Origin of the sequence: Nostoc mirabile CHAB5784 (assembly GCF_020829645.1) — a bacterium.
GTDB lineage: Bacteria > Cyanobacteriota > Cyanobacteriia > Cyanobacteriales > Nostocaceae > Nostoc > Nostoc mirabile.
In genome coordinates this window covers 109,283-133,408 of the sequence record NZ_JAIVFS010000014.1, presented here as the reverse complement: position 1 = coordinate 133,408, position 24,126 = coordinate 109,283, and the positions used below count along the sequence as shown (strand labels likewise).

The window sequence follows — 24,126 nt, the reverse complement described above, 5'->3', positions numbered from 1 at the left end:
CAGCTGTCGGCATCGTCGGTTTAGCACTCAACCTGCGGGCTTATGATTTCGTCTCCCAAGAATTACGGGCGGCGGAAGACCCAGAGTTTGAAACCTTCTATACCAAAAACATTTTGCTGAATGAGGGCATCCGCGCTTGGATGGCTCCTCAAGATCAACCCCACGAACAATTTGTATTCCCTGAGGAAGTTCTACCTCGCGGTAACGCTCTCTAATATTAAAAGCCGACCATGACTTAAATCAGGGTTGTAGTTGCCAAAAATTGACACCAACCAGATTAAATAATCTCTTTGGCATAAGCCAATAAAGTGTCAATATTCCCCATTCTCCAGTCATCTCCCACCGAAAGGCGGGGGATTTTTTTATTTTTTATATATCGTTAATATCTCTAAATTTATGTGTTATCTTAGATGAAGATTATAAACCCGGAGCAAATGCTCTGCCCTTTTGAGACTAAGACCGCTTAGGCAACAAGGAGGTGATGCCCATGATAGAAAGTAGTAAATGCATGGGTCATCAGGTTGCAGTTAGCCGGCTGTGTGCCGGGGCTGTTCTCTAAAAGTTAGCCTTAGTTATCTTTGAGATACTAAGTTAGCTCAACTAGCTAGGCAAGCTCGGAGTTCCTTCCGGCAGTCTGGTTGCAACCTGAAGACCCGCTAGACCGCTCTGAATTAGATCATCTGATCTAATTCAGAGCGGATAGTTTTTTATGGGTAATTTTTATATGAACAGTCGTTTTTGACAGCTTCCATGGCGATGGCGGCGGCAAAGCCAACATGTTTAACTTTTATAGGACTTACGCATTGACAAGAAATATTAAATATGGATCAAGGTTAAAAACTATATCTTTCGTAAGGGCACAGCATTGCTGTGCCCTTACAGCATGGTCTATTTAGGGACTTCCAAGAAATAAATTACCCAAATAAACGAACCACAGAGACACAGAGAACACAGAGGAATGAGGAGGAGAGAGCTTTTTCATTAATTTTTGAGTATTTTTTTATTTGGAAGTCCCTTATACCAATTCTGTATGAAGATGCGCTAAACCATATTTAAGTACAAGAAAGAAGAAAGAGAAACGAACCGCATAGACGCGGAGCGGCTTCCCGCAGGGTAGGACGCAAAGGACACAAAGAAAGAAAGAAAGAAAGAAAGAAGTTAAAAGGGTTTGGCGCAGCCTCACAAAGAAATGGTATTATGATCGCAGAATAATTAAGAAAAGCCTGAAAACTTCCTATTTTAGGTAATGCACATCACGATGCATTTGTACAGTGCGTAACTCCTATTTTATTAAAAAAAAGAAAAATATCTTGCATCAAACCTTGGGTCTAAGCAGATGTGAGCAATAGCGTCTATTTATTAATAGGACTTACGCAAAAACCCTCTCAAACTCTCATTCCTCCGTGACGCGCCAGTTGCTTCTCCCTTGGCGCTAGCCTCTCCCTTTGGGATTCGGGGAGGCGCTGCGCGAACAAGTCTCTTAACCGCAAGGGCGCACTGGCTTCTCTGCGCCGCGCCAGTTGCTTCAAGTCTCTTAACCGCAAGGGCGCACTGGCTTCTCTGTGGTTCGTTTTCCGTTACCCGTGCGTAAGTCCTAATTAAGTCTGATTTAAATATACACACACGCATTATGCTCTAGTTGATCCTCTTATCCTTTCTCTATGGAGAATAAAAGGGATTTTATCTAATGAAATATATAATGTGGCCCAAATAATACAACTAGGAATTTTTTGGTATGGCACAACTACTCACTGAGGCGGAAATTCAAGAAAGTACAAAGGTTCTGTCAGGTTGGACTGTTGAAGGCTCCAAGTTGGAGATTACCCGCACATTCAAGGATTTTATCCAAGCAATTGAGTTTGTCAATAAGCTGGTGGAGCCTGCTGAGTCGGCAGGACATCATCCAGATATAGAGATTTCCTACAACAAAGTGAAGATTACACTCACAACACATGATGCAGGTGGGCTGACGCAGGCTGACTTTGATTTAGCGCAGGCGATTTCCCAAATTAACTAAGTGATTTCTTCTGACATCTTGCACTAGGGAACTGGAAGTCACCGTGAGGGGAGACGTAGCGCATAGCAAGCTTTAAGACTACAACTAGGGGTTTGGCTTTGGAGTGCGCGGTTTTTGAAACCCTTGATTCATTAGCTGGTGTTTGCGATCGCAATAGGAGATAAACTACCCTGCATGAAAGCTTTGCCTACATTTGTGTAGCTGAGTCAGTGTGGTTTAATTGGTGTGCGAATTTTAGTAGGGCTAAGTGCAAGAAGGGATTTTTACTGACAATTTGCGAGGTGTCTAAGCTTTGAGCAATTTAGCCTGCTTCGGGAGCGAATGCCCTAAAGCCTACTCCTTACTTAGATATTTAGATAATTACGTGTGACAGTTATTAAGGCGATCGCTCCAATATTGCCATCTAGATCAGATGTTTTATAATGTTATGATATAAAGATATGTTTTTGCATAAGTTAATCACATAAGTTTTTAACCCTAAGTTAATCGTTTATTAGCTTTGCAAAAACTAAAATTGTAGTAGTGGCAACTATGCCTCATCCACAGGTTTCAATGAGATGTCGCATTTGTGAGAATTAGGTGCAACGAAACCAATTATCTAAACAAGGTGTGAGGAGTAAAGAAAAGATGTCTAGTATATTGTGGAAATCCTTAGTGGTTAGCCCAGCAGTTTTGGGAGCAACATTGTTAGTTTCGGCAACAGCGATTGCGGCTCCAAACACAACCACTGAAGTATCACCAGCCGCACAACCAGGTGTAACTGAAGTTGCCCAACAGCCAGAAATGTTGGCTCAAACAACCATTGATCAAGTTAATCGCTACAGCAACGAAGGCAACCAAAATAACTCTCAGTCTCAAGTAACATCGGTTTCTCAATTTTCCGACGTACAACCCACTGACTGGGCATTCCAAGCATTGCAGTCCTTGGTTGAGCGCTATGGTTGTATTGCAGGTTACCCAAATGCTACTTATCGCGGTAACCGTGCTTTAACCCGTTACGAATTTGCTGCTGGTTTGAACGCCTGTTTGGATCGAGTTAACGAATTGATTGCCACAGCAACAGCTGACTTGGTGACCAAACAAGATTTAGCTACCTTACAACGGTTACAAGAAGAATTTTCCGCAGAATTGGCAACTCTACGCGGTCGCGTCGATTCCCTAGAAGCGCGGACTGCTGAATTGGAAGCCAATCAGTTTTCCACTACTACCAAACTAGTCGGTGAAGCTATTTTTGCTGTTAGTGATGCCTTTGGCGATAACACTGGTGATGCTAATAATACTGTCTTCCAAAACAGAGTCCGTTTAGATTTGCAAACCAGCTTCACTGGTAGAGACATTTTGCACACCCGTCTCGCAGCCGGTAATGCACAAGCTTTTTCACTAGTAAATGACGGTGGTGTTGGTATCAATAGTGCTGAAGGCACACAAACATTTCAAGTTGGTGCTGGTACTGGTGACAACAGTGTCAGCATAGATCGTTTGACCTATGAAGCTCCCATAGGCCCAGCTCAAGTTTACCTTGCGGCAAGTGGGGGACGACACAGCCATTATGCTGCTGTTAACAACCCTTACTTTTTCGACCAAACTGACGGTGGTAATGGTGCTTTGTCTACCTTTGCTTCTGAAAGTCCCATCTATCGTATTGGTGGAGGTGCCGGTATAGCGCTTAATCTACCCCTTGGCAGAGGTGGCGGTATCCTGGGAAATAGCTCAATCACTGCGGGTTACTTGGCATCGGATGCTAATAATCCTGGTCTTAGTCAAGGTCTGACCAACGGGGACTATGCAGCTCTTGGACAGTTGAACTTTAGTGTAGGCGATCGCCTGGCTTTAGCCGCTACCTACGTCCACTCATATAATGGCACAACTGGTAATTTATTCGACTCGGGTACTTCATCAAGTGTAAACAACACTTTAAGCAACACTTTTGGAGGAGATGTTGCAGTAGGTACTGAACAATCTAACAGACTACTAAATGCAGGTTCCAGCAACTCCTACGGTGTGTCGGCTGCCTTTAGACCGAGCGACAAGCTATCAGTTAGTGGCTTCGTCTCTTACCACGATGTCACAGGCTTTGGTGCAGATGATGATTATGAAGCTTGGTCATACGGTGCTGGGGTTGCTTTAGCTGATTTTGGTAAGCAGGGTAACGTTTTAGGTATTTTTGCTGGTGCACAGCCCTATTCCTTTAACCGGACAGGTGTTACTGCTGGTAATGATATACCCTATCACTTTGAAGGCTTCTACAAGTATCGCGTTTCAGATAACATTTCTGTAACCCCTGGTGTAATCTGGTTGACCTCTCCTGGTCAAAGCAACGATAACGACGATGCAATTATCGGTACACTCAGAACAACTTTCACCTTCTAGAGTGTTGACTATTCACTAATAATTTTGAACTCTATTGTTCCCCGCCATCAGGCGGGGCTTTTTGTTTTCGGTAGCAACAACAAATAAACACCAGTAGTTAACCGAAGTATACTAGAAAAGTTAGGAGTTGTGACAATACGGTTCGGTTAGCTTGTTTACCCTGCGAAGATCCCCCCAACCCCCCGATAAATTGGGGGGCTAGTTCCTCCTTTACCCCCAATTTATCGGGGGTCGCCACAGGCGGGGGGATCTTATCCGAATCGTATTGGGAGTTGTGAGTTATAAGTTATGACGGTTTTTATACAGCACTTTGCAAGTAAATGAAGTACACTCGTCTCCAACTCTCCTCAATATATCGCGGAGGGTGTGCGAGTGCTTGGGTGGGGTATTTTTGTACCTCACAAACTTGAAATATGCTGTATGAATAGACCACAGTAAGGTGGGCATTATATGCATACCTACCAGCGACGAACTTCTAATCATTACGAAAGTTAAGGATAATTGTAGGTTGGGTTGAACTTTAGTGTTACCCAACAAATGCCCGAAAATGTTGGGTTTCGTTCTTCAAACGCCACATGCTTCAAGTCGGGAAACCCGCCCAACGCAGTGGCTCCCCAACCTACGCAAATTTATTTTTCTGGCTTAACCCAAGCGTATTGGTTTGGAAACCCGCTTATCCTACGGGAACAGCAAAGCTGAACAGGACTGGACTCAATATGGTTCAGTTAAGGCTAAAACTCTTAATTTTTTAACAAACCGCAAAGGCACGCATACTCCTACAAAGAAGCAAGCAAGCTACGCATAGCGTCTGTCTGCGACACGCTGTTCGCGTTCGTAGAGAAGGACGCAAAGAGAAGGAAGAAATGCTTAACTGAACTGTATTGGGACTGGACTTACCGATGACTATTAACTAATGACAAATGACTTTTGACTAATAATTAAGGGCTAAATATATGCAAATTGCTCGTAACATTACAGAACTGGTTGGTTGTACACCCCTAGTGCAGTTGAACCGCATTCCCCAAACAGAAGGATGTGTTGCAAAAATTGTGGTGAAACTGGAAAGTATGAACCCATCGGCATCAGTCAAAGATCGGATTGGGGTGAGTATGATTAACACCGCCGAAGAAGAGGGGCTAATTACTCCTGGGAAGACAGTATTGGTAGAACCTACCTCTGGAAACACAGGAATTGCCCTAGCAATGGCAGCAGCGGCTAAGGGTTATCGGTTAATTTTGACAATGCCTGAGACAATGAGTGCGGAGCGACGGGCGATGTTGCGGGCCTATGGAGCAGAACTGGAACTAACGTCAGGGATGGAAGGCATGAGTGGGGCAATTGGGCGGGCGCAACAAATGGTTAATACTATGCCAAATACTTATATGTTGCAGCAGTTCCGCAATCCAGCTAATGCAAAAGTGCATCGGGAAACTACAGCTCTTGAAATCTGGGAAGATACCGATGGACAAGTAGATATGATCGTGGCAGGGGTGGGCACAGGTGGTACGATCACTGGTGTAGCAGAAGTGATTAAAGCACGCAAGCCTAGTTTTAAGGCGATCGCTGTTGAACCATGCAATAGCCCAGTTTTATCTGGGGGACGGCCAGGGTCACACAAAATCCAAGGAATTGGGGCTGGGTTCATTCCCCAAGTTCTCAAGATAAAATTGATTGATGAAGTGATTACCGTCACCGATGAAGAAGCGATCGCTTATAGTCGGCGTTTGGCAAAAGAAGAAGGGCTACTATCTGGCATTTCCAGTGGAGCAGCTTTATGTGCAGCAATTCGCGTTGCCCAACGTCAAGAAAATGAGGGACGTTTAATTGTGATGATTCAGCCCAGTTTTGGTGAGAGATATTTGAGTACACCGTTGTTCCAAGACCTGGAAACAAGGTTAGCCGCTAGCATCAGCTAACGATAAATTGAATTAATGGTCAATTCTAAGCACGTTTCTAACCATTACGAAACTCTCAAAGTTAGTCCAAGTGCAAGCCTTGCGGAGATTAAGCAAGCCTATCGCCGCTTGGTTAAGTTATTTCATCCTGACAGCAATCAGGAAAGTGCCGATAAAGAGCAGATAATCCGCATCAATGCAGCTTATGAAGTCTTAGGCGACAACCAAAATCGCCGCAATTATGACCAACAACTGCAAGATGACTCTCAAAAATTAAATAGCGATCGCCAACAGCGTACAGCATCAGCGCAAAAGCATTACCAGACAACACGAAAAACTGGACGCGATGTTGATGAGCAAGTTGAGGAATGGCTACGCCAAGTTTACCAACCAGTAAATCGCTTGCTTTGTACCATTCTTTATTCGTTAGAAGAACAAATGGAGCAATTAGCTGCTGATCCCTTTGATGATGAGTTATTAGATGAATTTCAAGAATATTTAAAAGCCTGTCGAGATGACCTCAAGCAGGCACAAATTACTTTTCGCTCCCTACCGAATCCCCCTAGTTTAGCAAGAACAGCCGCTCACCTTTATTACAGTCTCGATCAAGTAGGAGATGGACTCGATGAATTAGGTTATTTTCCTTTGAACTACGATGAGCGTTATTTACACACAGGTCATGAACTATTCCGCATAGCTACGAGATTACACTGTGAGGCACAAGCATCTGTTACATAGTCATTGGGAATTGGGCATGGGGCATGGGTCAATTTCGCTGCATGTCAAAGGACTAATGACAAATGACTAATGACTAATGACAAATGACTAATGACTAATGACACATAACTTAAGAATTAGTTTATGCTGGAAGCAGAGAAAGATTAAGAAATTTTAAATTCTGCTCATAGTTTACTCATGCAATGTACTGTTAATCGCCGCGCCCAGTTTTCAGCAAGTCATCGTTATTGGTTGCCAGAACTGAGTGAAGCTGAGAATATTGAGAAATTTGGTGCTTGCTCTAGATTTCCTGGACACGGACATAACTATGTCTTATTTATCTCCCTAGCCGGGGAATTGGATGAATATGGCATGGTGCTGAACTTGTCTGATGTGAAACACGTAATTAAACGGGAAGTTACTAGTCAATTGGACTTCTCTTATCTCAACGATGCGTGGGCAGAATTTCAACAAACTCTCCCCACAACTGAGAATATTGCACGGATTATCTGGCAGCGACTAGCACCTCATTTGCCTCTAGTCCGTGTGCAGTTATTTGAACATCCTGAACTTTGGGCAGATTATATGGGAAACGCAATGGAAGCCTACCTCACGATCAGTACTCACTTTAGCGCCGCCCATCGGCTAGCTCATCCTAACCTCAGTAACGAAGAAAACACGCTTGTTTATGGTAAGTGCGCTCGTCCCCACGGTCACGGACACAACTATCATTTAGAAGTCACTGTGAAAGGGGAAATTGACCCACGCACTGGGATGATTGTTGATTTAGGTGCTTTGAACCAAGTAATAGAAAATTATGTGATTGAGCCATTCGATCACACCTTTTTAAACAAAGACATTTCTTACTTTGCTGAAGTTGTGCCCACTGCTGAGAATATCGCACTTTACATTAGTAATTTACTGCGATCGCCTATTCAGGAATTGGGAGCTAAACTTTACAAAGTGAAACTTATTGAAAGTCCCAATAACTCCTGCGAAATCTACTGTACTGAGTCGGAATCAAATTCAGTCAGCGCAGCCGTGAATCAGCCAGTGTTGGCAGGCGTTTAGGTAATTTAAAATTGAGGCATAGGGAATTTTTAATAATTCGTAATTCGTAATTCGTAATTCGTAATTCGTAATTATTAAAATTAGTCCTTTCAAAGTGACCCGTAAAATCTATTTTGTTATGTCTGTGTCTCTGCGGTTTAAAAGTAATTTATTTAACCGCAGAGGCGCAGAGAACACAGAGTAAAAAAGATGGTAGGAAAGAATCCAAGGCTAAAAAAGTTTACTAACTAAGCAGTTGAAACCAGGTAGCAAAGGACTTGTTAACTCATCTTGACTAAATAAAGTAGCTGCTAACTTTAATGCAGCCTGTTCACGGCGATAAACCTCAACTTTCTTTTGTATAGAATCGCAAATCCAATATTCTTGAACCCCTTGCACGGAGTACAGCTTTAGCTTTGTTTCCTTGTCGCGTTTCTCGTTTTTTTCGCCGGGTGATAAAACCTCTACTACTAACTCCGGTGCGCCTGTGAGATGTCCAGCTTCATCTAGTAAGTTTTTTAAGCGTTCATGACTTGCCCATACCACATCAGGGATCACATTGTCAGAATCTGAGAAAATAATTCCAGGTGCGATCGCAGCTTTACCTAAACCAGTTTCATTTGACCAATTGTTAAGAACTGTAACAATATTGCCACAACTTGATTGATGATCCCAACTAGGTGATTTGGTCACAAATAGTTCTCCATCAATAATCTCATAGCGATTTCTGCGATCGCCAGCAAATAGTTCTAAGTCAGCAGTCGTCCAACGCACTGGAGTTGTTTGCATAGAAACCCCCTAGCATTTTTCTAAATCATATTTTAAAAATACCGACGACGAGCAGAATGTCGCAAATAGCGATAAATGCCCCAAGCTAAAACTCCGAAAAAGAGATTTAGGAAAAAGCGACTAATTATAAACCACAAAATCTCAGGATCAAAAAGCTTCGACGGACTCAAGGGACTAAGAATCCTGGCTAAGAGAAACAGCCCAAAAATAGCATTTCCACCCAGCACGAGGGCAAACAGCACTAAACTCCTCTGCCAGTAACGGTGTTGGGGTGTATGGCCTGAGATTAAGGTAATGGCGGGTTTGCCTTGCACTTTTCGCAGTAATTGTTCCAGTCGCCAAAACATCCACAAGAGAAACGGGAATAAACCATAACTCAGGAAACCTAAAGGTAGTGAGTAACGCCAAGCACTAGATAAAACATTAACTAAGGCATGACAAATTACAGAATTTAGCCAAGCCCTAAAAATGAACTTTTTGTCTCGATTTAACCGAGTGTTGGAGGAAATATAGATTCCTAAGGCATATCCCCAAGGTGCAGAGAACATGGCGTGGACTGGCATACCGATAGTACGGTCTAGAATTGATGCTGTATCGTGGAAAAAGTAAATCCAATTCTCTTCGGCAGTGAATCCAAGGGCAACGGCTATGGTGAAGAGGAAAACGGTAGATGAAAATAATCGATACTTGCGTTGCAAATAGTAGGTTGGGACAACAACCGCTAGAAACTTGCAGCCTTCTTCAATTGGGCCTACTTCCACAAGCTGCCGCAACGCTATTCCAGGAAGCGTAGACGCGTTGGCAAAGCCTCTCGTAGAGAAGCAGCTGATCGGCAGACATAGCTTGATCTGATTCGAGTCTACAACAACCCTGTTGGCTACAGTTTCAAAAACCCATTCGAGGCTAAGGGCTAAGATACCAGATATTGCGCCGATGATAAAGAACATCAGCAACTTTAACAGAGGTGGGGCAAATGGCACCCGACAGTAGTAGTAGCCTAGCAGCAGCAAAGGTGGTATTGCTGCCCAGAGTAGTAGAGAGAAATCAACCACTCACCTGAGCGATCGCTGTGCGGTGACGGTGGGTATTGTTAGTAATTGTGGGAGTTTGGAAACCCGCCTCAACAATAGCTTGCTCAATGTCCAAAGCGAAATATTCATCTAAATACGGTTCAGTACTTTTGAGCAACGTCAAAATGTAAGCTGGCATTTTCTGGTAAACTTCAGATTTTGGATTCATATCCATGATTGCCAAGTAGCCACCTGGACGCAGCAAGCGCCGCATTTGGGCTAAAATCTGTCGGGTTGCTGACTGGGGTAATTCGTGGCACATCAGGAAAATGGAAACTAAATCAAATGAAGCATCAGGTAGCCCGGTAGATTCAGCTTGGGCATGAAGCCAGTTAATTTTAGCTTGACGTTGCCCAGCGCGGTAATTGGCAACGGCTAAAAAGTAAGGAGATAAGTCTAAGCCTGTAATTTGAGCATGGGGATAAATTTCTTGTAGGGCAAAGGTACTCAAACCCACACCACAGGCCAAATCTAGGATGTCTTGGGGTTGATTGGGGATTTGCACTTTGAGGATATCGTGGTAACTTTGACGCAGTTTAGCATCTCCTTCTGCTCCAGCATCTTGCCAAATTCCGGCATGGACAGTACGGGCAGCAACTTCTAGCTCACAAGCTGCTTTCCAACTTAGGTTTCCACCTTCATAGGCATGGAATGACCGCAAATAGTATTCTGGGTAGGAAAGCTGAGGATTTTCTACTTGAGCTAGATCAGCCTTCCAATCACGCGCCTGTAGTGTTTCGACTTCTTGCGTCCAAGGCACGCCAATTCTTTCGGCACGTTTAATCATCATTTGTCTAGCTTGATGCTTGGCTAAGTTGGCTAACGGCTGGATTGCCAGTATGCCATTCACCAAGCGGGAAGCTAAACCAGGATTAGTGTTTACAGCAGCAGTCATAAATCAGTTTGCATTTAAAAGCCTTTTCTACTTATGACATACTTGTTGGACACCAGTCTAGAAGCAATTTGAATTGTGGGAGTGGGGAGTGGGGAGTAGGGAGTGGAGGGAGATGAGGGAGATGAGAGAGATGAGGGAGAAATAACTCATGCCCAATGCCCAATGCCCAATGCCCAATGCCCAATACCCAATGCCCAATGCCCAATGCCCAATGCCCTATTTTGCAGTATTTGGCTTGAGAGCTAACAACATCTCCAATTCACTGGTAGATTTATCAGGGCTAGTAGCGGTAAAAGCTAGACCACGAATGGAACCCAGCATAGTGATAGTGTTGGCGTCAGATGAGATTAAACTCTTGATTAAGGGCACAGTTTGAGTTTTGTCCATATCTAAATAGAAATAGCCGCCGTTGGGCTTTTGCAAAGAACCAGTGACGGCTTTGAAAGTATCGCTATTGTCGAGAGATGGATTATTGCGATCGCCGATCGCTTCAGCAACTGGGCCACCAAGAGCCACAAATACAGTGTCTTGATCGAGCCAACCATGTGACAATAAAGCTCCCTGTCTGGGGATTTGCCATTCCGTTACGTCTTTCCCACCGATATTTGTATTGGCGACGTTGATTTGTTGTGTTTTGGCAAGGGTATCCAATTTTGTCAAGGTGGCTTCGGCAGTTTTGCGATCGCTAGTATCAAATACTAAAGCACCTCCAAAACCAACATTTGCTAGCACCCCTTGATTAGATGGAATCGCACCAAAAGCAAATTCCCCATTCATCCAGCCAAAAATATCTTTATCCAGGTCAATATTGACAAATTTCAACTGTCCTCGCACCTGTTCAAGACCTTGCTTCATTTCTGGATAATTTTTTGACTCTTCTACTAGGGTTTCCCAGCCACGGCTGATACCATTTCCGCTAATCAGGGCAAAGGTACCAGTGGGAAATTGCCCGACTATATTTCCCGGACTTGATTGATACTGAAATTTATTTAGTTGCGGATCTAAATTAGCGATCGCTTTTACCCGCACTCCCCCATTATCAACACCAACGCCCGCCATCACTGATTTTATCTGCTTGAGTTGCGCCAGAGCTTGTGGAGGTAACTGCTTTACCTGCGGGTTTCCGGCTGCTAATTGCTGTACCATCCCTGCATAGTCTGGTATATAAATTTGGGCGAGGCTGTTTTTGACATCCACTCCTTTAAGAATGCTGCTAGCACCTTCTTTACTGGCAAAAGAAGACTGTCCCTTAAACGTGTCTATTGCTTTTTCTACAGCTTGCTTTTTCGGGGCTAATACCAAGTGATTATTATTTAAAACTACGCTATACGTCGGCTTGCCATTTTCTGTAGTTTCAATAATTTTTTGACCTTGATAGTCAGATTCCTGGAATTTCACTCCTTTTTGTGACTTCAATTTGTTAGCAAAATTCAACGCACTGAGTTTGTCCTTGATTTCTACCACTATCAGGATATTCGGTTCCTGCTGTAAATTTGTTATATTAGGTGTCCCAGAGGGCACGTTTAATTGCGCCGGTTTCACAGGATTTGGTGGTAGTACAGCAATCATTACACCACCAGCCCAAGGCTTTATGTCTTTTTCATAAGAAACGTTACCGTCACTGAACATTTGCTTATTGAAATCTTCCAGATTTTTTGCCACTAATTTTTGTGCTTCTGGAGTGCCAAATTGTTGTAGCTTTGCCCAGGCTTGAGGGTCAGTAGTAATATAAGTTGCCATCAATGCTGTTGAAGGTACTAGTTTAGCGCTGCCTATAGCGTCTGAGCTACCTCCTGATGGGGCTTTAAAATACGTATAAGCCGCTATACTTCCTGCAATAACTACAGCAGCACCAACAGCAGGAATGAGAAACTTGGATTTACTTTCAGGCATTTTGTTATCCTCTTTTGCTCAGATTGTCACCGAGATTTATACAAGTGTCACTGTAGAGTTTTCGGATTTATTAATAATTTCCGCTCATTGATCGGTATTTACTGATAAAATTAGTAGTCCTATAAGCTAGCAGTGTAAAATAAATACTCTAAAAAATACTTCCACGAGATGAGGAGCGAATCGGCAAATGATATGCTGTTCATTTCAAACAAAATAGCCTCCTCAACAGAGGCAAGCTATCCTAAGTTATAGGACTCCTGTCTGATTTGTCAGCAAAATTTCAGATAAAACCCTGATTAACGGGCTTTTCAGTCTCAGTATGTTTTCAAAAATCAAATCGGAGTCCTATATAAGAATAATTAGGAGTGTTTGTACTTAATAAAAATTTATCGAGGTGCAAGAGACTCTTGACTCGATGACAAAAAAGTGCAAAACATCAGTAAAAGTAAATGCGGGAGGGATATGGAAAAAAGTCCAAGGATCGGCAGCCGACCTTCGGAAATTCGGGTGAGATTAATAATCCCCCAATCCCAAAAGGGAATTCTCACCTCCATAATGCCCTGTTCATTTGGGAAATATATTTAGACACCGCTATTTTGCTTAACTACGTCCAGCCAAGCCAGACTTTTCAGGATTACAAGGTCAGTAAGGATCAATGTCGAAGTCTTATTTTGATACAGATAATAACGTACACAAACCTTTTGAGTTACCGGGAGCAAGACCACACTACAACCCCGATCGCCCCGGACAGGTAGAGCATATTTTTCTCGATCTCAGCTTGGATATCCCAAAGCTTTGCTATCAGGGCAGTTGTAGCATTCGCCTCTTACCAATCCGTAATGGCATTGACCGTTTGACTTTGGATGCTGTCAACCTGAATATCGAGTCTGTGCAGGTGGACGAGGTGCCACAAAATTTTGACTACGATGGGGAACAGCTTTCCATCCAACTTGCTGAGGTGACCCAAATTGGTAAACGCTTGCTGATTGCGATCGCCTACTCAGTGGCAAAACCGCAGCGCGGTCTTTACTTTATTCAACCAGACAAGCACTACCCAAACAAGCCAACTCAAGTTTGGACTCAAGGAGAAGACGAAGACTCTCGCTTTTGGTTCCCCTGCTTTGACTACCCAGGACAATTGTCTACCTCAGAAATTCGCGTTCGTGTCCCAAACCCTCTCGTGGCGATTTCCAACGGCGAATTGATTAACACCACAGAAGATGGTGATTACAAAATCTACCATTGGTCACAGCAACAAGTTCATCCTACCTACTTGATGACTTTGGCAATAGGTGACTTTGCCGAAATTCAGGATGAGTGGAACGGTAAACCAGTTACCTACTACGTAGAAAAGGGACGGGAGGAAGATGCTAAACGCAGCATGGGCAAAACTCCCCGCATGATCGAATTTTTGAGCCAAAAGTATGGCTATCCATATCCTTTCCCGAAATACGCTCAGGTTTGCGTCGATGACTTCATCTTTGGCGGGATGGAAAACACCTCCACAACACTGTTAACAGATAGATGCTTGCTAGATGAACGTGCCGCTTTAGATAACCGCAATACCGAAAGTTTAGTCGTCCACGAACTCGCGCACCAGTGGTTTGGTGATTTGGTGGTGATTAAGCATTGGTCTCATGCTTGGATTAAGGAAGGGATGGCTTCTTATTCTGAGGTGATGTGGACAGAACAGGAATATAGTCTAGAAGAAGCAGCTTACTATCGTTTATTAGAAGCTCGTCGTTACTTAAGTGAAGATAACAGCCGTTATCGTCGCCCGATGGTAACACATGTTTACCGAGAAGCTATTGAGCTTTACGATCGCCACATTTACGAAAAAGGGTCTTGTGTTTATCACATGATTCGGGCCCAATTAGGAGATGAATTGTTTTGGCAGGCTATCCAAACATTTGTTCAAGATAATGCCCACAAAACCGTAGAAACAGTAGACTTACTCAGGGCGATTGAAAAGGCTACCGGACATAATCTTTTATTCCTCTTTGACCAATACGTTTTTCGTGGTGGTCATCCCGATTTTAAAGTAGCTTACTCTTGGGATGGGGATGCTAATTTGGCAAAAATCACGGTAACTCAAACCCAAGCTGCTGAAGGTAAAAATGGCAGTAAGGATTTGTTTGATTTAAAAATACCTATTGGTTTTGGCTATACCCAACAGGAAGAAGTTAGGAATGAGGAGTTAGGAGTTAAAAATAATTCTAAACTCCTAACTTCTAACTCACAACTCAAAACTTTTACTGTCCGGGTAAATGAACGTGAACAAAGCTTCTACTTTCCCCTAGAAAATAAGCCCCAATTTATTAGCTTTGATGTTGGAAATAATTATCTAAAAACAGTAGCTTTAGAGTATCCAATATCAGAGTTAAAAGCACAGTTAGAATTTGATCCCGACCCGATTTCGCGTATTTATGCAGCAGTAGCTTTAGCAAAAAAAGGTGGGTTAGAAGCAACAAAATCACTATCTGCGGCGCTAAAAAATGACCCATTGTGGGGTGTGCGTGTGGAAGCAGCGAAACAACTAGCCCAAATTAATTTAGATCAAGCCTTTGATGGCTTAGTTCTTGGGTTAAAAGATAAAAATGCTTACGTGCGACGAGCTGTAGTGGAAGCACTTGCTGAAATTAAAACTGCTGAAAGCTATAAAGCTGTCAGAGGGTTAGTGCAAAAGGGCGATCCTAGCTACTACGTGGAAGCAGCAGCTTCTCGTGTGATCGGGGCAATCGCATCTGCAAACTTGGAAGAAAAACCCAAGGAAGACAAGATATTAAAGCTGCTGAAATCCGTTTTAGAAGAGAAGGCGGGTTGGAATGAAGTAGTACGGAGTGGTGCAGTTGCCGGTTTAGCTGAATTCAAAACCTCGGAAGCAGCTTTAAATCTGCTAATCGAATACACCAAACTCGGTGTACCACAACCCCTACGTTTAGCCACAATTCGCGCTTTAGGAAAGATTTCTGTAGGTCAAAGCCCGGTTAATTTGGAACGGATTTTAGAAAAATTAACAGAACTAGCCAAAGAAACCTTCTTTTTAACGCAAGTGTCGGTAGCAGCAGCATTAGGACAAATGGAAACACCTAAAGCAGTGGGGATTTTGCGATCGCTAGTTGAACAAACAGCCGATGGGCGTGTACGTCGCTATGCTGAAGAAGAAATTTCTAAAGTGCAAAAGAATATCGGTTCAGAAAAAACCCTGCGTCAATTGCGTGAAGATTTCGACCAACTTAAACAACAAAATCAGGAATTGAGAAGCCGTTTAGAAAACTTGGAGGCAAAATCTAAATAGCACTACACGATGGTTAAAAGTAGCTAATTGGTAATTGGTAATTGTGGCAAAATCACTACCAATTACCAAATTTATAGCACTTATAAATAATAATTCTGTTATGAGTCGCGGGTTGATTCTTCCACCTAATTATACAATTCTAGGACTAGTACAGCACGGCGTAAATAAACCGTTGTCGTTACCCACATTTTTGTAACAGTCAAAGTGTCGCACTCATCCGATATCCCACCCAGAACTTAAGTTCTGGGCTGATAGCTAAAGTCCACTCAAGTGGACTGAAATTTTCCCTTTTACATATAGCTTTTCCTAATCAAATGAGGTATATCAGAGCAAGCGAGGAGCTTACGCTTAGAAGGTGGGGTTCTATACCTACTCAACTGAGAACCGCTATAAGATAGCCTTCTACATGGCTGAAAATTTTGTATTTAGTCCTCTTGAGAGGACTTTAGCTATAAGCAAGAGGAATTTATTCCGAGGCGGGAATGGTAACGAAGATTAAATCCAAGGCAGTAATAGTACTACTACTCCATATAACTGTTAGTAAATAAAGTTACTTACGATCGCAGTCTATTTAAATTTGCATAATCAGACATAGGTAAATATTTATATTTTTATAAATAATAGTTAAGAAAAGATAAAATCATCTGAAAGTTGGATAAGTAGTTGTAGTTTTATAAAGTATAATTAAGAAAAAGATAAACAAATCTAGGCAGTAACATAAGCTAAAATCACCGCGAACAGTATCCCAAAAGGGTAGAGTTCTAGTTGTTTTAGATAAAAGACTACCGCTATCCTGAACTTGCAACTAACTTGTGGGTTAGGAGAAAAACAATCATTGTAAATTTTTCAGTTGAAGAGGCAAATAAAGGCGTGGGTCAGTATCAACCTGCTCTGCTAAAACTCTATAATCCAGAGGCGATCGCTCGCTACTATAGTTACCGTCCCTGGCTAGCCTGGGGGCGACTCCTGAGAATTATCTTCTCTTTTGCGGGATTTATACTCAGTCTCAAGTGGGACGAATGGCAAGATAAAGTTGAGCAGAACAAGGGTAAACGAGCAATCCAGTTGCGAGAACTGCTCACCCGCCTCGGCCCGACTTTTATCAAAGTTGGTCAGGCCCTCTCTACTAGACCTGACCTAATACGTAAGGATTTTCTAGAAGAACTGATCAAGTTACAAGATCAGTTACCACCTTTCGATAATGCGATCGCTTACAAAATTATCGAAACTGAACTAGACCGTCCAATTCACGAAAGTTTTAGCGAACTGTCGCCTAACCCAGTAGCAGCAGCTAGCTTGGGTCAAGTATATCGTGGTCGTCTAATCAGTGGCGAAGAAGTCGCAGTGAAGGTGCAACGCCCCAACTTACGCCCGACTCTCACCCGCGACCTCTATCTATTGCGGTGGGGGGCGAGTTGGGTAGCTCCCTGGTTACCCCTGAATCTCGGTCACGACCTAACTTTAATCGTGGATGAGTTTGGCACGAAGTTATTTGAAGAAATCGACTATATAAATGAAGGTAGCAACGCCGAAAAATTTGCTAGCAACTTCCGCAACGACCCCCAAGTTAAAGTTCCAGGAATTTACTGGCGTTATACCAATACCCACGTTTTAACCCTGGAATGGATTGACGGCTTCAAGTTGACAGATACTAAACGCATTCAAGAAGCAGGTTTAGATCCAGAAGCGATTATCCAAATTGGCGTTACATCAGGATTGCAACAGCTTTTAGAACACGGCTTCTTTCATGCTGACCCTCATCCTGGCAATTTGTTTGCTGTCCCCGATGGTCGGATGGCTTATATTGACTTCGGCATGATGGATCAGTTGGAGGAAACCACCAAAGAAACACTGGTGGATGCACTAGTGCATTTGGTGAATAAAGACTACACCGACCTAGCCGAAGATTTTGTAAAATTAGGATTTCTGACTCCAGACACGAATATTTGCCCGATTGTGCCAGCATTAGAAGCGGTATTGGGAAACGCCATAGGCAAAAATGTCAAGGATTTTAACTTCAAAACTATTACCGATGAATTCTCGGAACTGATGTATGAATATCCTTTCCGAGTCCCGGCGAAGTTTGCTTTGATTATTCGTTCCTTGGTGACTCAAGAAGGTATTGCCCTTAGCCTCAACCCAGATTTCAAAATTGTTGAAGTGGGTTATCCCTATATAGCACGGCGGTTGCTGACAGGAGAATCGCCCGCATTACGGCGACGATTATTGAATGTGTTGTTCAAAGATGGTAAATTTCAGTGGCAGCGGTTAGAAAATTTAATTGCGATCGCTCGGACTGATAACAACTTTGATGTATTGCCCACAGCCCAGATGGGATTCCAATATTTAATTTCGGAAGAAGGCAAGTTTCTGCGGCGGCAGTTGGTGCTTGCTCTCACCGAAGATGACCGCCTCCACACCGAAGATGTCCAACGCCTGTGGAACCTGGTTAAAGATGACATAAAACCAGATCGTTTATTAAATGTAGCGATCGGCATTTTAACAAACTTATCCAGGGAAGGAGCAGCTGCTATCCTGCCAAAAGCTACATTCCTTGGGCCTTTTGCTGGGAAGCAGTCAACAAACAAAAAGTAAAAAATCTTTATTTAATATAAATCAGGAGTTTTCATGTACTATTTTCCTCTGCAACCGCCTTATTTTCTGTTACTTGTTGGATTTCTGACAGCATTAACATCTGGTTTGGCATTATCTGGTACTTTGAAAGTAATTGTGCAGAAATGGCCAACCGAACGTACAGAAAATACTAAACCGCGTTCCTCACTAAAACAATTACTTGTGCCATTTATCGGCATAACCGGCGGTACTAGTCTATTTCTATCTTCAGGTTTAGCAATATTTGGCTTTCCCTCCTCTTTAGCTTTAGGAGTCGGTTTACCAATTAGTGTGTTTACTTGTTTATTAGTTTGGTTGCAGTTGGGAAGCATGATGACCTTTATAGAACGCGAAGGTATGCAATCTTTAGATTTAGATTCTTTTTCTTAGATAGTAGAACGCTTCACCAACATACAAATTACCGTAAATACTCACCGCCAGCAATGATGTTCCACTAAAAATGAAATCATTAGCTAGTGGTGAATACTTATTTTGTACTAAAATTTTATAAATCCAAAATTTAATTGCGTTAAGATTACGTACAAATACTGAAATTTCCATTCTCAGTATCTCTGCTAAAGAGATATCAATTATGACTCAAAGTATACTCAACTTTGTTTATAATTTTGGCGTTGCAGATTTTTATTTAATTAGAAGGAGTGTAAAAAGCTATGACTCAAGACAAAAAGGCATTTTGTTTTTGTACTTTAGCATGTGGGAAGAACTATCGTGATCTTGCATTGTTATTAGCAAAAGATATAGATAAATATTCGCCTAACACTTCTTTTGTTATTTTAACTGATTGTCCTAGCGACTTTAGCCAACAACCTAACGTTTTAGCATTTAAGCACAGACAACAAAGCGTTAAGTTTTACCATGACAAAAGATTTGCAATAGCCAAGGGTTTATCTCTATTTAATTCATGCATATTCATTGATGCAGATATGCGAATATTAGCGCCAGTTCCACAAAATCCGAAATGGATTTCAATACCAGGAATAACGGCAAGGGGTTGTGAAAATATGCCGAAAAAGTATGCCAAGGTTCTAGCTGGTAATCCTGATACCAAACTTCTGAAAGAGTTTAAAGTGGCTAAAAAGGCTGCTTCAAAGTTAAATTTAGAACTAGAAAATGAAAATATTAACTTTGTTTATGAATATTTATTTGCAGTTACAAAAGACTCTGGAAAGGAAATAGAATTTCTCAAACAGTGGGAAATCCTCGCATCTTATTGTGAGTTAAATGGACTGTATGATTCCGAAGGTAATGCAATAGGTTTAGCAGCTGCTAAAGCAGGTTTACCCGTTAGATGGAGTGCAATGGAGGGTATCTCTTTCTTTAAGAATAGAATTGAATTTGTCAGAATCAAAAAGGGAGAGTCGAAAATGGAGGATGTGGCAATATATTTTGAGCAACAAACAAAGCTAGAATACCCCAAACGCTTCATTGGGCAAAGAATTATGCTTAAAAGCAATAAAATTATTAAATATTTATATAATTTACTGCGCTTAAGAATTATAACTTTGAAAGACTTTGATTTTTATTACCGATAAGTGGGCTATAGATAAGCTACAAATTAAACAACTTTCAAGTCGGATTTTGTTTAATTATTTAGTAATTCTATCCTTGAAATTACGATAGTTCAGCTTAATATTGTTGACTTTTTGATTGAAAAAACTTGTAGTAGTCTTTTGCAGACGTATTAGTGGACTCTGACGCTTAAAGCTTGTGGGTCTTTGTTCTGGCGACTTTAAATATCTATAATGCAAAAACACATCTCGATATGGAATATTAACATCTTCACCAGCGCAAAGTTGAGTAAAGTTTGATGAATTTATACTCATATAGTGCAGATATGTCAGCCGCCGTCCTTGGTCATAAAGGATGTTATCTACTACATCAAATTGAGAACTCCAGTGATTACCAGTTGACTGTTTGCAGTCATGAAAAGCAAAATTATAATATGGAATTCCACTTTTCAATACCATATAGTTAAATAAAGATTGGTCAGGGCCTAAACAACACATGACTTCAGCTTCACCCGCTATTAATTTGTTGAGAAAGTCGGCTCTTATAGCTGGGGAAAAAATATTCTTTTTAGTGGCAAACCAACCAGCACAAAATACTTTAGATTGCAAGTTATCTGAGTTGAAAACTTGCTGCATCTGCTCTGAGGAACCATCAAAAACAAACTTTAAATCAGACTTATACTGAAAATCATTGACTACCCAATCATAAGCATCTAATTTTTCATATACATAATCTACGCGCCCCATTAACAAGGTATCTGCATCAAAATAAATAAATCTATCAAAGGGGCCATCCATACCACATAATTTGCGGTGCATTGGTAGCCGATAGAGTTCTGGAAAGCCCCACCCTCGCCAAGTTTTTTGTGCTCTAGGATAATTTTTCCATATCTGAGTAGCAAAGTCATCCCAGTAAGCTATGGAATCAGAATCTTCAAATAAGGTGACATTTTCTCTAGATGCAATCTCTGCCTTTACTTTGTCTAACTGCTCATTATATGGAATTATACAAACAGGAATTTTTCTACCAGCATTAGCTTCTATACTGTTGAGCAACGCAACTAATTGGTCATAGACGACATCATTGGCTAGGATGTAAATGCCATCAATCATTGGGATACTCCTAATATTAAGTACGGGCAGAAACAAAGGGAAATAAACGGCGAGTCAGTTTGGGGATAAAGGCGAATTTACCCTCATGGAGATAGCGATAGTGTTCCCACAATTGCCAATAGGGACTACCAGTTTTCATCCGTGTGCCAGCCCAATGCAGATATTTTAGTCTTTGTCCTCGGTCATAGAGGGCGTAGTCTTGCTGTTGGAAATTTTGCGAACCTGCCCAACTACCAGGCCCTCCTCCAGGGATTTTAACGAGATTTCCACGTTTGGCAATTAGTTTGAGAACAAGATAATTTAAAATGGGTTGGTCTGTAACTCCTTCAGAAAAATCAAAATATTCGCGATGTGCAGCACATTCGCGCAAAGCTTCATCCATCTGTTGTTCGGTAATAGTTCCTTTTCTCGAAGCCCAAAAACCGCTATTGAAAACGTCTTCAAGTTGAGCATCTGAAAAAATTTGCTGCTCTTTCACAAATGTAGAAAAGATATTTCGCAGCTTGTCATTGGCATGATGGTAATCACAACAGAAGAAATCAACTTCTGAAAGCTTGTCTAAATTGTCGGCAATTTTTTCAAAAACAACAATATCCGTATCAATATAAATAAACTCATCTAAAGGGCCAAACCACGCCACAAGTTTACGCATTTTGTTGGGTAAGGCAAGGAAATCTCGATCAAAAATTTCTCCGATGCGTTTGGTAAATTTATCAATAAGTTCTAAATCTGGAAAAATTTGTACTTTATGCAAAGTAGCAAGCTGTTCTGCTACCTTATGATAATTTTCATTAAAAGGTATGAGATAAACGGTAACTTCTGGATCATAGTAACGAATGCTATTGAGTAAAGCGATCGCATTATCGATAACCCGGTCATTGGCAACAATATAAATGCCCCTAGTCATAAATTATCCTTGGTTAATTAACTTAAGTTTTCGCAAAGCTCTTGTAAGTAAATTTGGTGTTGGGGCGTCATTATAACTTTTGGGAGGGTTCTTAAAAACTGGACGCTTTTCTGGTTCGTGTAAGTAACGATAATAGAGAAATAAATCTCGATAGGGAAACTCAATATTTTCTCCAGCACAGACTGCTTGATTGATATTAGGAGGAATACCAATGTAATGGAGATAAGTTAGGCGATTACCTTTGTCATAAAGAATTTTATCTTTTTCTTCAAAATGATCAGAAGTAACAGAATTACCTGTAATTTCATGATTTTGTAAGTTATGGGCAAAGTTATAAACTGGTATGCCAGACCTCATAAACATATAGTTTATAACTGGTTGGTCTCCTGTTGGATAGAGTATTTCTCTCTCCCCTGCTCTCAAATTAGCTAATAGCTTATTTAATTTATCTGGTTCAAACAAGCCTTTTTTAGAAGCGTAAAATCCTGAACAAAATATTTCTGTTCTGATCCGATTTTCATCAAAAACTTGTAGTAGTTTAACTGAACTAATGTTATAAACTTTATCTGGATGTTTAAACTGGAAATCGTAGACAACACAGTTATATTCATCTAATTTCTGAAAAATCAAATCTAGTGAATTCATCACTAGAGTATCAGCATCCAAATAAACAAACCGCTCAAAGGGCCCATCAAACGCACAAAATCGCCGATGACCACCATAAATTCTGTATTTATTTTTGTTCATACTAGCAGGACTGGCCTCTAGCATAAATTGATCCCAACGGTTGATTGATTCTTGATTATCGTAAAGGAATACATTAGGGCGTTTAGCTATTTCGTCAGCAATTCGCTGTGTCTGATCATCAAAAGGATAGATACAAACAGGAGTTTCCGGCCCCAAGATAACATCAATACTGTTGAGCAAAGCTACCAGTTGATCGAAAACATAATCATTGCCAAGGGTACAAATACCATTCATAATTTATGAGTGTTGTTCAACAAAGTTTGACAACCAGTTAAGCAGGTTTAATTTGTGTAAAATGATTTGACGTGCTTCTGCGATCGCATCCTTAGCCTCATACCAAGCATCAGGCGTAGCTGTCACTTCTTGAATGTAGGCAATGCCTTTTTCATCTAAACTAGGCAACCGCAAAAAACTACCCGGTGGCAATAATTTATCAGCAGCCGGGCCGCCATAGTATATTGGCAGACACCAGGCAAGTAAACTATCCCAAAGTTTCTCACTCACATACCAATTATTATCAGCATAATTTTCAATTGCCAGATTGTAATAGTATGGTGCCATGCCATACCACTTATTACCCAGTTCTCCCGACTTTTTCGCCCATTGGGGTAAGTTACGCCCATACAAATCAAATTTCATACCACTAGATTGTAGGGACTGTAAAAAATTTAAACGTTGGCGATGATTAACTGTACGGCTAATTCCTGAAGTAATCCAACTACATGAGGCAACCTTTTGGGGAGGTGGCATTTCATTTAAATCTTGAAATGAATTTGAATGATACCAAATAGCAGGCATATAGTCGGGAGTGGGAGCAAAATCATCAGGGCCAGAAACATAGCCGCAATACTGCTGGGCTTGTTGATAATTATGATTATTTATTTCTACAATTTCATCTAAAGGCGGTTCTCTTAGTAAATAAATAATTTGCTCTTTACTCACATCACGCAGTAAAGAATCAATATTTACTACTGATTTTTGCTGCCGTTTGCGAAAACTATCTAACCAGGATTTTTGTGGCGATGCTTGGGGAAAATCAAATTGATACATCAGCAGAAAATCTGGTTTGGCTGCCAGTGCTTGCATTTGCATATTGCCCCAAACTCCAAATTGATTCGGAGTTTGTTGCCACAGCCAATCGGCTCTAGTTTCTAAACCTCGATAGCTGCTAATCATACCTACAGTTTTGATAGTCATTTTAGTTATTAATCAGTTATTATTTA

17 protein-coding genes and 1 pseudogene are annotated in these 24,126 nt (G+C 41.4%); 10 read left to right on the top strand and 8 right to left on the bottom strand.

Annotated elements, in window-relative coordinates:
• The 6 genes and pseudogenes from LC653_RS12270 to LC653_RS12245 form a co-directional block, all read left to right on the top strand.
• Positions 1–215, top strand: a pseudogene (locus LC653_RS12270) (photosystem II D2 protein (photosystem q(a) protein)); the annotation flags it as partial.
• 1,520 nt (positions 216–1,735) lie between these two features.
• Positions 1,736–2,017, top strand: a complete 282-nt coding sequence (locus tag LC653_RS12265) for a 4a-hydroxytetrahydrobiopterin dehydratase (protein WP_229494734.1) — start codon at positions 1,736–1,738, stop codon at positions 2,015–2,017.
• A 627-nt stretch (positions 2,018–2,644) separates the two neighbouring features.
• Entirely contained in the window at positions 2,645–4,387 is a 1,743-nt protein-coding gene (locus LC653_RS12260) for an iron uptake porin (protein WP_229494733.1), read from the top strand.
• Between the two features lie 953 nt (positions 4,388–5,340).
• The gene (cysK, locus tag LC653_RS12255) at positions 5,341–6,303 is read left to right on the top strand and encodes a cysteine synthase A (protein ID WP_229494732.1); all 963 of its coding nucleotides are present in this window, start codon (positions 5,341–5,343) and stop codon (positions 6,301–6,303) included.
• A gap of 15 nt (positions 6,304–6,318) precedes the next feature.
• The gene (locus tag LC653_RS12250; protein WP_229494731.1) at positions 6,319–7,020 is read left to right on the top strand and encodes a J domain-containing protein; all 702 of its coding nucleotides are present in this window, start codon (positions 6,319–6,321) and stop codon (positions 7,018–7,020) included.
• Between the two features lie 177 nt (positions 7,021–7,197).
• Entirely contained in the window at positions 7,198–8,070 is an 873-nt protein-coding gene (locus tag LC653_RS12245; protein WP_229494730.1) for a 6-carboxytetrahydropterin synthase, read from the top strand.
• Between the two features lie 210 nt (positions 8,071–8,280).
• On the opposite strand, the gene LC653_RS12240 is transcribed toward LC653_RS12245, so the two are convergent.
• The 4 genes from LC653_RS12240 to LC653_RS12225 form a co-directional block, all read right to left on the bottom strand.
• Positions 8,281–8,838 (bottom strand): Uma2 family endonuclease, encoded by a 558-nt coding sequence (locus LC653_RS12240; protein ID WP_229494729.1) that lies wholly within the window; start codon positions 8,836–8,838, stop codon positions 8,281–8,283.
• Between the two features lie 32 nt (positions 8,839–8,870).
• Positions 8,871–9,890 carry a PrsW family intramembrane metalloprotease gene (locus LC653_RS12235; protein ID WP_229494728.1) on the bottom strand — a complete coding sequence of 340 codons (1,020 nt, stop codon included), beginning with the start codon at positions 9,888–9,890 and terminating at the stop codon, positions 8,871–8,873.
• Positions 9,883–10,803 (bottom strand): class I SAM-dependent methyltransferase, encoded by a 921-nt coding sequence (locus tag LC653_RS12230; protein WP_229494727.1) that lies wholly within the window; start codon positions 10,801–10,803, stop codon positions 9,883–9,885. Before LC653_RS12230 ends, LC653_RS12235 begins: the two co-directional genes overlap by 8 nt.
• Positions 10,804–11,019: 216 nt before the next feature.
• Positions 11,020–12,696, bottom strand: a complete 1,677-nt coding sequence (locus LC653_RS12225; protein WP_229494726.1) for a DUF3352 domain-containing protein — start codon at positions 12,694–12,696, stop codon at positions 11,020–11,022.
• 655 nt (positions 12,697–13,351) lie between these two features.
• On the opposite strand from LC653_RS12225, the gene LC653_RS12220 reads away from it, so the two are divergent.
• The 4 genes from LC653_RS12220 (at position 13,352) to LC653_RS12205 (ending at position 20,160) form a co-directional block, all read left to right on the top strand.
• Positions 13,352–15,994 (top strand): M1 family metallopeptidase, encoded by a 2,643-nt coding sequence (locus LC653_RS12220; protein WP_229494725.1) that lies wholly within the window; start codon positions 13,352–13,354, stop codon positions 15,992–15,994.
• Positions 15,995–16,864: 870 nt separating this feature from the next.
• Positions 16,865–18,589, top strand: coding sequence for an ABC1 kinase family protein (locus LC653_RS12215; RefSeq protein ID WP_229494724.1), 1,725 nt, complete (start codon positions 16,865–16,867; stop codon positions 18,587–18,589).
• Positions 18,590–18,622: 33 nt separating this feature from the next.
• Positions 18,623–18,997, top strand: coding sequence for a hypothetical protein (locus LC653_RS12210; protein WP_229494723.1), 375 nt, complete (start codon positions 18,623–18,625; stop codon positions 18,995–18,997).
• A gap of 281 nt (positions 18,998–19,278) precedes the next feature.
• Complete coding sequence (locus LC653_RS12205; RefSeq protein ID WP_229494722.1) at positions 19,279–20,160, top strand: hypothetical protein; 882 nt, start codon at positions 19,279–19,281, stop codon at positions 20,158–20,160.
• Between the two features lie 54 nt (positions 20,161–20,214).
• On the opposite strand, the gene LC653_RS12200 is transcribed toward LC653_RS12205, so the two are convergent.
• From LC653_RS12200 to LC653_RS12185, 4 genes are read right to left on the bottom strand one after another with little or no spacing between them, the layout of a single operon-like run.
• Complete coding sequence (locus tag LC653_RS12200) at positions 20,215–21,249, bottom strand: Npun_R2821/Npun_R2822 family protein (protein ID WP_229494721.1); 1,035 nt, start codon at positions 21,247–21,249, stop codon at positions 20,215–20,217.
• 16 nt (positions 21,250–21,265) lie between these two features.
• Positions 21,266–22,156 carry an Npun_R2821/Npun_R2822 family protein gene (locus LC653_RS12195; protein ID WP_229494720.1) on the bottom strand — a complete coding sequence of 297 codons (891 nt, stop codon included), beginning with the start codon at positions 22,154–22,156 and terminating at the stop codon, positions 21,266–21,268.
• A gap of 3 nt (positions 22,157–22,159) precedes the next feature.
• On the bottom strand, positions 22,160–23,137 hold the full coding sequence (locus LC653_RS12190; protein ID WP_229494719.1) for an Npun_R2821/Npun_R2822 family protein: 978 nt from the start codon (positions 23,135–23,137) through the stop codon (positions 22,160–22,162).
• 3 nt (positions 23,138–23,140) lie between these two features.
• Positions 23,141–24,100, bottom strand: coding sequence for a glycosyltransferase family 10 domain-containing protein (locus tag LC653_RS12185; protein WP_229494718.1), 960 nt, complete (start codon positions 24,098–24,100; stop codon positions 23,141–23,143).
• Between the last annotated feature and the right edge of the window lie 26 nt (positions 24,101–24,126).